General features: G+C 37.0%; 9 protein-coding genes. 2 read left to right on the plus strand and 7 right to left on the minus strand.

The genetic code is table 11. The features are described from left to right. Nucleotides 1–24: 24 nt before the first annotated feature. The 4 genes from VB264_RS15890 to VB264_RS15905 all read right to left on the minus strand — a co-directional run bounded on the left by VB264_RS15890 (nt 25) and on the right by VB264_RS15905 (nt 2,684). Nucleotides 25–438: a putative toxin-antitoxin system toxin component, PIN family gene (locus tag VB264_RS15890; protein WP_323250785.1), complete on the minus strand. Its 414-nt coding sequence runs from the start codon at nt 436–438 to the stop codon at nt 25–27. 1 nt (nt 439) lies between these two features. Then, a complete protein-coding gene (locus VB264_RS15895; protein ID WP_323250786.1) occupies nt 440–664 on the minus strand; it encodes a hypothetical protein in 225 nt (74 codons plus the stop codon). 114 nt (nt 665–778) lie between these two features. Next, the gene (gene aroB / locus VB264_RS15900) at nt 779–1,804 is read right to left on the minus strand and encodes a 3-dehydroquinate synthase (RefSeq protein ID WP_323250787.1); all 1,026 of its coding nucleotides are present in this window, start codon (nt 1,802–1,804) and stop codon (nt 779–781) included. A 112-nt stretch (nt 1,805–1,916) separates the two neighbouring features. Then, nucleotides 1,917–2,684 carry a DeoR/GlpR family DNA-binding transcription regulator gene (locus VB264_RS15905; protein WP_323250788.1) on the minus strand — a complete coding sequence of 256 codons (768 nt, stop codon included), beginning with the start codon at nt 2,682–2,684 and terminating at the stop codon, nt 1,917–1,919. A 213-nt stretch (nt 2,685–2,897) separates the two neighbouring features. Here VB264_RS15905 and VB264_RS15910 point away from each other — a divergent pair, with 213 nt between their 5' ends. Together VB264_RS15910 and VB264_RS15915 are read left to right on the plus strand one after the other, a co-directional pair. Then, nucleotides 2,898–5,915 (plus strand): SusC/RagA family TonB-linked outer membrane protein, encoded by a 3,018-nt coding sequence (locus tag VB264_RS15910; RefSeq protein WP_323250789.1) that lies wholly within the window; start codon nt 2,898–2,900, stop codon nt 5,913–5,915. Between the two features lie 184 nt (nt 5,916–6,099). Then, nucleotides 6,100–7,419: a RagB/SusD family nutrient uptake outer membrane protein gene (locus VB264_RS15915; RefSeq protein WP_323250790.1), complete on the plus strand. Its 1,320-nt coding sequence runs from the start codon at nt 6,100–6,102 to the stop codon at nt 7,417–7,419. A 198-nt stretch (nt 7,420–7,617) separates the two neighbouring features. Here VB264_RS15915 and glmS read toward each other — a convergent pair whose 3' ends face one another. The 3 genes from glmS to VB264_RS15930 all read right to left on the minus strand — a co-directional run bounded on the left by glmS (nt 7,618) and on the right by VB264_RS15930 (nt 11,901). Then, the gene (gene glmS, locus VB264_RS15920; protein WP_323250834.1) at nt 7,618–9,453 is read right to left on the minus strand and encodes a glutamine--fructose-6-phosphate transaminase (isomerizing); all 1,836 of its coding nucleotides are present in this window, start codon (nt 9,451–9,453) and stop codon (nt 7,618–7,620) included. Nucleotides 9,454–9,614: 161 nt separating this feature from the next. Continuing rightward, a complete protein-coding gene (locus VB264_RS15925) occupies nt 9,615–11,180 on the minus strand; it encodes a DUF4270 family protein (protein ID WP_323250791.1) in 1,566 nt (521 codons plus the stop codon). Next, a complete protein-coding gene (locus VB264_RS15930; RefSeq protein ID WP_323250792.1) occupies nt 11,092–11,901 on the minus strand; it encodes a glycogen/starch synthase in 810 nt (269 codons plus the stop codon). Before VB264_RS15930 ends, VB264_RS15925 begins: the two co-directional genes overlap by 89 nt. Between the last annotated feature and the right edge of the window lie 181 nt (nt 11,902–12,082).

Consider the following 12,082-nt stretch of genomic DNA (forward strand, 5'->3'; position numbering starts at 1 on the left):
AATCTAGTCTCTACCCTTTGTAAACTAAAGTTCTTCAAGTACTTCTTTAAATTCAAGTGTTTTGATTCTTGTGACTAAAGGGAATGATATTTTTTCCAAAATGTTAAAGTGATTGTCTTCTGAGACCAGATAATGGGCATTAGCTGCTACTGCACAATCAAAAAATTTATTATCATCAGGGTCTTGTTCTATGGCATTCCATTCATAAAAACGAATAATTTGAATTACGTTTTTACTCATCATTATCTGTGTTAAAGTATTTTCTGCATCTTTTACTGAAAAGTACCTTTCAATAATTTCAGCATATTCATCCAAGATATCCGTAGTAATACACAATTGGTATTTTTCTTGTAAAAAGGCTTGCCAAACCCAATGAAATGGAGATTTCCTAGAAATACTTGCTACTAAAACATTGGTATCTAAAACAATTCTGAGCATATTAATGTGCTTTTCGGTCGTGCCCCTTTAATATTTTCTCAAAATCTTCATCAGTATATTCTCTATTAGCAACAGATTCATCCAAATGCTTTTGCATCTTTTTATGGTTAAAGTCAATTAATAGTTGCTTTAACTCATCCAAATCTTGCTCATTATATTGTTCTTTTACCACTTGTAAAACTAACATCTGAGCTTGAGTTAAGGGAGTTTTTAGGGAGTTTCTCATTGCTTTTCCGTTTTTACAAATATAAGTATTTTAGAGAGCTTTCTAAGCTTAAAATTTTGGATTAGACAACTTTTCAAAAGTTGTCTAATCTAGGCAAATATAAGCTCAATAAACTTATCCAATATAATAAAGTAAAGCTTCTTTCATTTCGCTGGCAGCAACTGAAATGTCATAAGTACATTTCCCAATTCCTTCTAATAAAGAAAACCTTATTTCTTTGCCTTTATTCTTTTTGTCTTGTGCCGTCAGGGCGATAATCTCTTCCAATTCGCTTTCTTTGATGGTCGCTTTTCCGTACACTGCAAAGATAAACTCTTCAATTTTTTCCAATGATTGTTGGTCAATCATGCCTCTTTTAAAAGAAATATAGGCTTCACAAATCATTCCTGCTGCAATGGCTTCGCCGTGTAGTAAGTGCAATTTGGGCTTGCCTAAATAAAACGTTTCGATGGCATGCCCCAAGGTATGTCCAAAATTTAATATTTTTCTTAATCCTTTTTCTGTTGGGTCTGCTGCTACTACAGCCTCTTTGATGGCAACGGAATGGGCAATTAAGTCAGCAAAGTTCTGTTCTTCAAAATCTATTTTTCTAATTTCATTCCATTTGTCAGCATCTTGTATCAAACAGTGTTTGATAATTTCACCAAAACCCGAACGAAGCTCTTGCTTAGGTAAAGTTTTTAAGAAATCTGGGTCAATCAAAACGGCATTTGGTATTTTAAACACCCCAATATGATTTTTTAATCCTTGAAAATCTATCCCAAGTTTTCCGCCAACACTAGCATCTACTTGTGAAAGTAAGGTTGTCGGAATTTGAATAAAATCAATACCACGTTTATAAGTAGCTGCACAAAATCCACCCATATCTCCAATTACGCCACCACCCACATTGATTACTAAACTATGTCTGTCTAAAGATTGATTCGTTAGTCCTTCCCAGATAACCTCACAAGTACTTAAGTTCTTATTCGCTTCACCTGATTTTATTTTTGTTAACTGATGCTTAGGTAATAGAGGCTTGATGATAGGATAGCAATGACGATGCGTTTTTTCATCGACAATCACATGAATTTTGGTATATTGGTTTTCAGCCAGAAATGCTGGGAGACTTTCGGTAATATTGGAAATAATGACAGACATTTTTGATTTTGATTAACGTTTGAGTTGCCTTTCTGGAAGCACAAGGCTAGTCCACATAAAATATGGCTACAAAATTAATCAATTATTTTCCATCCAGACTTACCTTTTTTATTTATAGGATGTATTTTACCAAATCATGATAAGGTTTTAATAATTCGTGGCTGGGCGAAAGTTCGGTAATCAAGTAATCTATTTCATTTAAAGTACACACCCGTAACCTCAAATCAGAATTTAGTTTTTCTGAAATAGTAGTAGCCACTACTTGCCTTGATGATTTTATCATCGCCTTTTTTACCTGTACTACCTCATAGTCGGAATCGCTGATTCCTTCAGGGTCGAAGCCATTAATACCCAATACACATAAATCAGCTTTGATGTCATTAATTTTACTGACAACCTCACCTCCGACGCTGATTTTAGAGATATTAGAAATTTTACCCCCTAAAAAAATCACTTCTACATTCGGATGTTCGGCTAATTCCAAAGAAATTAATGGGCTTACGGTAAAGAATGTCACATGCAAATTATTAGGCAACTGATTCGCTATGGCTCGCATAGTAGTTCCTCCGCTAGTTAGGATAGTCATCCCATCTTTGATGAGCTTAATCATTTTAGTAGCAATTACCTTCTTTTGGTCATAAGCATACGTATCGGCTTGGGTCGCTGAAACATTATATGACTTTGATAAAGCGCCACCGTGCACTTTCACAATTTTATTCTCGGAAGCCAATTCATTCAAGTCACGACGAATAGTGTCTTCTGAAACATTCAGAATCAAACTGAGGTCGGAAGAAAGTATTTTATTATGAAGATTAATCTGGTGGATTATTTGTAACTGCCTTTCCTTTTTTAACAAAACTTTACTTTCTAAAATACTCATGCGTTTTTTTGCGGGTTTTTGATTGAATTTTTGAAAATTAAACAGAAATAAGTTGAAATTTTACGATAAAAATAATGATTTTTGAATTATTTTATTATTTTTGTTAAAAAGTAATTTTAATTATTGCATGAATTCGCCTGCTATTTTACTTTTATTGCGGATAAAGATGCATAAAAAAGCATTTAACTCTTCACTCAACCCCCAAAAAATCAAATGAAAAAACATTTCCTATCTACTTTGCTTGGGCTGTTTGTCATGATGTTCTCATTGAACGCTTTGGCACAATCCATTGTCGTAAAGGGTAAAGTTTTGGATGAGAGTAACGAACCCTTAATTGGAGCTTCTGTCATCTTAAAAGGTACTCAAATTGGTACTGCTACGAATGTTAATGGTGAATTTACATTAAATGTAAATGTAAAAAGCGGAAGTTATGATTTTGAATTTCGTTCGGTAGGTTTTCGTTCGGTAATCAAAAAAGTAATTATCGGTAAAGAAAGTCCAATCGTATTATCTGTTCAATTACCAACAGATGCACTTGGGCTTGATGAAGTAATTGTAACGGGTACCTCAGTAGCCACTAGTAAAAAACAATTGGGTAATGCCGTTACTTCATTAAAAGCATCAGATTTACAATATTCAGCCGCTACTTCTATTGACCAAGCTTTATCTGGAAAAATTGCTGGGGCACAAATTACACAAAATTCTGGAAACCCAGCAGGGGGTATCAGTGTTCGTTTACGTGGACCAAGTACCATTGTAGGGTCTTCTGATCCTTTATATATTGTAGATGGTGTAATTGTAAACAATGATTCACGTGAACTATTGGATTTAGGAGGGTATGCCCAAAACCGTTTGGTTGATTTAAACCCAAATGATATTGAACGAATAGAGGTGATTAAAGGTGCTGCTGCTGCGGCCATTTATGGTTCAAGAGCGAGCAACGGGGTTGTTCAGATTTTTACCAAAAAAGGAAAAGATGGTAAAGCAAGCGTGAGTTTCTCCTCTACTTTTAGAGTAAGTGAAGTACGCAAGACCTTGCCTTATAATACTTATGGAAAAACTTTCGTCAATACTGTTACAACAGATTTAACACAAACAGATGTAACACGTTATGATTTCCAGAAAGACATTTTCCGTCAAGCCGTAGGAAACGAGCAGTATTTGTCTGTTTCTGGCGGTAATCAAAATTCTAATTATTTCTTCTCTGGCTCGATGTTCCAAAATCAAGGTATCATCAAAAGCTCTGATTTTAATCGTGCCAATGTAAGAATGAGAATCGGTCAGCATTTGAACAAATGGGCAAGCCTTACCGTAGGTGGAAATTATACCTATAGTAGTTCAAATGAAATTCCGAACGGAGGTATCAACGAAGCCTACGGAGCTTTAACAGGATTTATCTTCTCGAACAACTTTGTGAATCCTGCCAAAAATGAAACAACAGGGGCTTATCCATCTACTGCACCTACCGCTGTAGTTCGTAGAACAAACCCTTTGGAAGCAATCGACCGTTTTAAGTTTAAACAAAGTACTTCTCGTTTCACAGGCGACGTACAATTAAATCTAACGCCAATTGAAGGCTTGGGTATTGATTATACCTTTGGTTTAGATACTTATACGCAATTGGGTACGGCTTATATTCCTCCAGTAAACACTACGCCAAGTTATGATGCAGGTTTGTCTCGTCGTGCTGATGCCAATGTGTTACAACTGAACAATGATTTGAATATTCGTTACCAAACTAAAATAGGTGACATCATTGAGTCTACTACTGGTGTTGGTGGAACTATCCAATACGACCGCTCGCAGACTACTTCTATCAATGCTCAACAATTGGGTGTTTTTGGAGAAACAGTTAACAATGGTGCTTTGATAGTAGCAGGGGAAAGTCGTACAGAAAGAGCTTTCGCTGGTGTTTTTGTTCAACAAACTTTTGGAATTGCTAATAAATTATACTTGACAGGGGCTGGTCGTTGGGATGCTGCCTCAGTATATGGTATTGATAATCGTTGGCAGTTTTATCCTAAAGCAAGTGCTTCTTACGTAATATCAAATGAAGAATTTTGGAAAAATAGCTTAGAAGATATTTTACCAAACTTTAAAGTAAGAGCTGCTTGGGGACAGGCAGGTAACTTGACAGCCATTGGTGCTTACGACCGCTTTACAAACTATTCGCCCGTAACGACAGGTGGTTTAAATGGTTATTTAGCTCCATTGACTTTAGGAAACTTTACCGTAAAACCTGAAAGACAAACGGAATTAGAAATCGGTACAGACTTTAGTTTATTGAAAGACCGCATCGGGGTAGAATTTACGTATTATAACAAAGAAGTAAAAGACCTAATTCTAAACCGTACCTTAGCGCCAACTACTGGTTACAACAACCGTTTTGTAAACATTGGTACGATGACTAATAAAGGTTTTGAAGTTATGGTACGTGCTATTCCGATTCAAAATAAAGATGTTAAATGGACAACTACTATCACTTACACACAAAATAAAAACGTAATCGATGGGGTAGAAGGCAACGGAGTATTACCATTTGCTGGTGGATTTAGCCAAGTAGCAGCCGTAAATGGTTATTCTTTAGGGGCTTTCTACTCAACATTCTTCGCTCGTAATCCAGATGGTACTTTATTATTAACACCCGCAGGTTTACCTCAACGTGAAAGAGGAACTCAATTAGCCAATGGAGAGTATACAATTGGCAGAGATCCAGTAACGAAACAGCCAAGCGGTGCTATTTTAAGTAAAGTAATTGGTAATCCAAATCCTACTGCCGTGTATTCATTTATCAATGAAGTAGCATACAAGAAATTCACTTTCCGTTTGCAGTTGGATGCTATGCAAGGCTTTGATGTATTCAACTTTACTCGTAGAGTAGGCGAACGTGATTTATACGGTGGCTTGGCAGGTTATGAAGCAGAATTGAAAAAGGAAGTGCCAAAAGGTACAAGTGCTGCTTTATTCAGTATTTTCGAAAATTATATCGAAAAAGGTTCTTTCGTAAAAGTAAGAGAAGTCTCTATTTCGTATATGGCTACTCCTAAAGCGTTGGGCTTGAAAAACATCCGTATTTTATTGGCTGGCCGTAACTTATTCTCATTCGATAATTATAGTGGTTACGACCCAGAAGTGAACTCTGCGGGACAGTCGAATGCAGTACGCGGTTTCGACTTTGTAGAGGTACCCATCCCACGTCAGTACTCTATTGGTTTAACAGCTAATTTTTAAAAAATCTAATGAATTTAAAGATGTTTAAGAAGTGAGTCAAAAATAAACGATATAATGAAAAAGGGAAATTTGTGAGCGGGGCACCGTGGCAGTTTAAATTGTTATTCTCTCAAGCACTCATTCATTAAATCACTCAATTACTTAATAGGTATATAGATTATTCATTTTTAATTAAGAATAGACGATGAAACTCAAGATAAAAATATTTACAACCAGCCTTTTAGTCGCTTCAAGTATGATGCTGACTAACTGTAGCTTGGACATTAAGAATCCGAACGGCCCAACCGACGCTCAGATTTTATCAACACGTGACGGTCTTATTACTTTAAGTGTGGGGTTACGTCAGAATTATTCAACGACAGCATTGAGTGCCTTGGTTTTAACCCCTGGTACTACATCACGTGAAATCAAAGGAATTACCACTTTTACAAACATCATTGAAATAGAGGCAGGCGGAACCGCTTTGCCTACATTCAATGGTAACGTATTAGGGGTATGGTCTAGAATGTTTCGTATCATGGGCATGGCCGATGATATTATTGCAAGTGCTCCTGGAGCTTTAGCAAGTGATGCTGCCCTTAAAAGTGGTATTGTAGCCCATGCTAATTTATTCAAAGCAATGGCATTGGGCGGTTTGGCAACTTCTTTTGAAAAACTGCCATTACAGACAGATAAATTAGGACAAGCCATTTATGCTGACCGTACAGAGGCATTAAAATTAGCCGTAAAATTATTAGACGAAGCCGTAACAATGGTATCGACGACAGCCCCTTCGGCTGAGTTTAAGACTAAAGTTACAGGAGCAGACTTTGACCTTATTAATACCATTCAAGCTTATCGTGCAAGATACAACATGATGCTTGGCAACTTTGACGCAGCCATCGCAGCCGCTAATGCGGTGGATTTGTCAAAGAAGTCATCATTTGTTTTTTCTTCACAAAGTCAGAATCCAATTTATACTGCTACGCAAATCAGCAAAGATTATGCTCCGCGTGATAACTTTGGCTTACCTACCGCTTTGGTAGATGTTGATGACAAGCGTCTAGCTTTCTATTTAGCTACGCCAGATGTAGTAGTAGGAGGGGAGAAGTTAAAAAGACTCGTAGGTTTTTTTGATGCCGTTGATCGTCCTATTCCAGTGTATTTGCCAGACGAAATGCGTTTAATCAGAGCAGAAGCAAATCTTAGAAAAGCTACCCCAGACCTTGTAACAGCCTTGGCTGATATCAATGCCGTAAGAACACAAGCTTCGGGAGATGCCTTTGGCGTAAATGCAGGATTATCAGCTTACGCTGGTGCAGTAACTAAAGATGCTTTATTAATTGAAGTATATAAACAACGTTGTGCCGAGTTGTTTATGACAGGATTGAGATTAGAAGACAGTCGTCGTTTTGGAAGACCTGCTCCACCAGCAAGTTTGATAGAACGTACACGTAATTTCTACCCATATCCTGATCAAGAAAGGTTGACGAACCCAAATACGCCAACCGACCCAAGTATTTAATCATCATAAACTAATATATGCCAAATAATAGGGCAAGCGAAAGCTTGCCCTTTATTGTTTTATATTGTGCCTCTTCGAGATACTATATGAACCTTTCGAAGAGCAAAGTCTAGCATCCTGTGTCTGAAAATCCAAATATATCAGCCTCCTAAAGTCCTTTAGTCCAAAATCCTCCAGTCCTAAAGTCCAAAAACAAATCTACTCAACAGTAACAGACTTAGCCAAGTTTCTAGGTTGGTCTACATTACAGCCTCTTAATACCGCAATATGATACGAAAGTAGTTGTAATGGAATAGTGGCCACTAACGGAATCAAAGCCTCGTGCATGGCAGGGATTTCGATAGTATAATCAGCCATCGTTGGAATCAATTTATCACCTTCTGTTACAATAGCAATTACTTTTCCTTTTCTGGCTTTTACTTCTTGAATGTTTGATACTACTTTTTCGTAAGAGCTATCTTTAGTAGCAATAAACACGACAGGCATTTCCTCATCAATCAAAGCAATAGGGCCATGTTTCATTTCTGCCGCAGGATACCCCTCTGCATGGATATATGAAATTTCTTTAAGCTTCAATGCTCCCTCTAGTGCTACAGGGAAGTTATAGCCACGACCAAGATAGATAAAGTTACGCGAGTCTTTAAACTGCTCGGCAATTACTTTGATTTTCTCGTCTGTCTTCAGAACCGTTTCTATTTTTGAAGGAATACGTTCTAATTCAAACAATAATCTTCTGAAAGTGTCTTCGTGTAAAGTTCCTTTTTTACGAGCAACCGCAATAGCCATCATCGCCAGCACTGTTACTTGTGCCGTAAAGGCTTTGGTTGAAGCCACACCGATTTCAGGGCCAGCATGCGTATAAGCACCTGCATGGGTAGCTCTTGGAATAGATGATCCTACCACATTACAAACACCAATGATGGTTGCACCTTTAGATTTTGCCAGTTCAATTGCTGCTAGCGTATCGGCTGTTTCTCCTGACTGTGAAATTGCAATCACGAAATCTCCTTCTTTGATGATAGGGTTACGATAACGGAATTCAGAAGCATATTCTACTTCTACGTTAATACGTGCCAATTCTTCAAAAATATATTCTGCTACTAAACCAGCGTGCCATGATGTACCACAGGCCACAATCACGATACGCTTTGTTTTAGCTAATTTTTCAACATAATCACGTAAACCGCCTAATACTAAAAGACCACTGTCAGCATTCACACGACCACGCATACAATCAGCTACAGAACGAGGTTGCTCATAGATTTCTTTGAGCATGAAATGTTCATAACCTCCTTTTTCAATCGCCTCAAGCTCTAATTCTACTGTTTGGATATAGGGTGATTGAAGGATATTATCAATGTTTTTCACCGTTAATTCTCCTTCACGCACTACTGCCAATTCGTAATCATTCAAATAAATTACTTCGTTGGTATATTCTATAATCGGCGTGGCATCTGAAGCAAAAAAGAATTCACTATCGCCCACACCAATTACTAATGGAGAGCCTTTGCGGGCAGCAATTAATTGAGAAGGGTTAGTAGCATCCATAATAACGATAGCATAGGCACCTACTACCTCTTTCATCGCCAAACGAACGGCCTCTTCAAGCAAACAACCAGTATTTACTTGTATATCTTCAATAAAATGGATAAATACCTCTGAATCTGTATCGGAATGAAAAATATGCCCTTTTTTGATAAGGTTTTTCTTGATAGAAGAATAATTTTCTATGATACCATTATGAATAATGGCTAAGTTTTTGGAAGCAGAGTAATGTGGATGAGCATTTACGTCGTTCGGCTCGCCGTGGGTTGCCCAGCGCGTATGCCCTATACCAATGTTACTGTGAAGGTTTTCGTTTGTAAGGGCTTCTTCAAGGTCTTTTACCTTTCCTTTCTTTTTGTAAACATTTAGTCCATCGTTCAATAAAGCAATACCTGAACTATCGTATCCACGGTATTCTAAACGTTTTAATCCCTTGATAATTAAAGGATAGGCTTCACGATGCCCAATATAAGCCACAATGCCACACATATATTTATAGTTTAATTGGTTAGCACTATTGCTTCTGTATAGATGATTATAAGAGGTAATCAGCCAGAAGAAGAAATAGTCAGTAATATATTGCCACAAAAATAGAGCGGAGAATCCATATTATGGTTCTCCGCTCCAGAATAATTTCAAGAAATTACAGATTATTTTGTAACGTAAGTATAATAAACTTTCAGCTTGATATTATTACGGTCGAAAATCGCACGTGTAACATCAGGGTTTAGTACACTTTTACCTAAGACTGGTCCCCTTGCTCCGGTAGTAGAATTTGTTGCAAATAGCGTAGGAGTAATCATCCAACCATTATTGTTTTTTCTACCCGCTAAAATGTTTTGTAAAGAACTCGTTACATTAAAGGAATACTCATTTGTCCTACTTGCGTAAGATGTTGTTGTACCTTCACCCAATACAAAAGAAAAACTGCCTTCTCCCGTCGTTGTTGTTCTGAGTGGCCTATTAGCAGGCGTTGTTTCTACCAGTATTAAATCACTTGGGTAAGTATATCCTGCGGGGTTACCTTTAGGCTCAAGGATTAATAGAGCTTTGTTGATAGCGATGTCTTTATTATTTTTTAGTTTCAATAAATTGGGGAATTTTACTTTTATCCCAACTCCTGTCCCCGACTGTAAATACGCTTCATTATTAGTCTGGCTACTTGGTAAAATATCAGTTGCCTTAGTTAATTTACTTATTGTTGTACCAGTACGAGTAGGCGTTATTTTATTGTATCTTGCATTAAAGCTCGTTCCGTCTGCATTTGTGATAGCCACATAAAAATTATTAGATTTTGTAGTATCAACCGTCACGGTACTATCCAAAGTATTAGCAGTGTTTCTTACGGTATAGGTATATTTATAGTGATAATAAAGTTGCATTTGAACTCCTCCTGATGAGAAACCCACAATTGCCGCATTATTATTACTTTCAGAAACCAGTGCTAGCCCTCTCACAATTTCTTTGAATCCAGTACCTACTAATGCTTCAGTTTTAGCGATGTCTCTTTGACTTTCTAAAAACTTCACAAAAGATGGCTCGGTGATTGGTATTCTAAGCGAGTCAAATTTACCTGTAGTACCTTGAATTACTCTTTTATCTCTGATAGGGCGAATTTTTACATTATTTAATTGACCAATCGGAGTAGGATTCAACGCTGGAGCAGTACTGTTGTTATAATAAACAACGGTAGGGTCGAGGGTCGCGGTAGATGCTAATTGATATAATTTGAAACTTTGATTTTGAAGCGTATCTCCTTGAACAAAACTATACGGTAAAATCAAGCGAATAGAGTCATTTTTAGAAGGGTACGTTATCCATTTTACATTACTTCTGCCAGCAGTATCTACGTTAGAACGAATGGTATCTGCTGTTAAGTTTGATATTTGGAAATAGGCTGTAGCTTGTACAGCACCCAAAGTAGGATCAATTAAACGACCCACCAAAAGATTACTGGTACTATAGCTAGCGATAGAATCTAGTAATACTGTAGAAGCATCCACTGTTAAGGTATCAGTATATAGTAAGCCAATGTCTTCAACAAAAACATCTGAACCTACCCCTTTAGGGTCTTCACAGGCAGATAAAATGGCTAAAAAAGAAAAGAAAACACCAAAAATGAATGCTTTACGCACTTGCCAACTCCGTGTAAATATTGTAGTAACTGTCAATACTCTCTTCTGGAACGTATTCCAATTTTTTTGCGGGTAATTCATTAAAAATAGTGTTAAATTTCTCAGATACTTCTTCTTCCATCGTAATCACGACGTCGGCATATTCTACGCCAATCTTAACAAAACCTTGGTAATCTGCTGACTCTAAACTTCCCAGCATATCATCTTCAACATTCAACATTTTTACTTTATCATATAACCCTTCAAGAGCAAATTTATGAGCAAAGTCGTTGTTGAAAATAGAAAATACCGTTTTAGAATCTTTAAACATAGGGTCATTTCTGTAAGTAGTCTTTAAATACAAAGGTATTAAAGCCGTCATCCAGTCGTTACAATGTACTATATCAGGAGACCATCCCAATTTTTTTACAGTTTCAAGCGCGCCTTTACAGAAAAATATTGCACGCTCATCGTTATCTGCATAAAATCTGTCTTCTTTGTCGGTAAAAACGTACTTTCTTTGAAAATAGTCTTCGTTATCGATAAAATATACCTGTAATTTTGCCGATGGCAAAGAGGCTACTTTAATTGTTACGGGCTTATCGTCGTCACCAACTGGTACCGTAAACCCAGATAACCTTACTACTTCATGAAGTCGGTTTTTACGTTCATTAATTAACCCGAAACGAGGCACTAAGATTCTTATTTCAAACCCTTTTTCCTGCATAGCAGCAGGGAGTTTTCTAACAAAATTAGCTACTTGAGTCGTAGAGAGAAAAGGGTCAACTTCACTGGCAACGTAAAGGATACGCAATTTAGACATTGTTGTCGTTGTTAGGAGCTTTGATGTTGTTAAAAAGTGTTAAAGGAGCATAGTAGTTGATGTAGTTGATGATTTTATTGAATGAAATCTTTCGATTTCACCAAAGCAATAAATACTTATTTGCCAGAATCTAAACAACAAACATTCTTGACTGAATTACCTAAAAACTACTAAAACAAAA

The sequence above is a fragment of the Arcicella aquatica genome (genome assembly GCF_034928825.1).
GTDB lineage: Bacteria > Bacteroidota > Bacteroidia > Cytophagales > Spirosomataceae > Arcicella > Arcicella aquatica.

Bases quoted from the DNA above. Each gene is read 5' to 3' on its own strand.
- VB264_RS15890 (WP_323250785.1), bottom strand. From the start codon at position 438: ATGCTCAGAATTGTTTTAGATACCAATGTTTTAGTAGCAAGTATTTCT.
- VB264_RS15895 (WP_323250786.1), bottom strand. From the start codon at position 664: ATGAGAAACTCCCTAAAAACTCCCTTAACTCAAGCTCAGATGTTAGTT.
- aroB (WP_323250787.1), bottom strand. From the start codon at position 1,804: ATGTCTGTCATTATTTCCAATATTACCGAAAGTCTCCCAGCATTTCTG.
- VB264_RS15905 (WP_323250788.1), bottom strand. From the start codon at position 2,684: ATGAGTATTTTAGAAAGTAAAGTTTTGTTAAAAAAGGAAAGGCAGTTA.
- VB264_RS15910 (WP_323250789.1), top strand. From the start codon at position 2,898: ATGAAAAAACATTTCCTATCTACTTTGCTTGGGCTGTTTGTCATGATG.
- VB264_RS15915 (WP_323250790.1), top strand. From the start codon at position 6,100: ATGAAACTCAAGATAAAAATATTTACAACCAGCCTTTTAGTCGCTTCA.
- glmS (WP_323250834.1), bottom strand. From the start codon at position 9,453: ATGTGTGGCATTGTGGCTTATATTGGGCATCGTGAAGCCTATCCTTTA.
- VB264_RS15925 (WP_323250791.1), bottom strand. From the start codon at position 11,180: ATGAATTACCCGCAAAAAAATTGGAATACGTTCCAGAAGAGAGTATTG.
- VB264_RS15930 (WP_323250792.1), bottom strand. From the start codon at position 11,901: ATGTCTAAATTGCGTATCCTTTACGTTGCCAGTGAAGTTGACCCTTTT.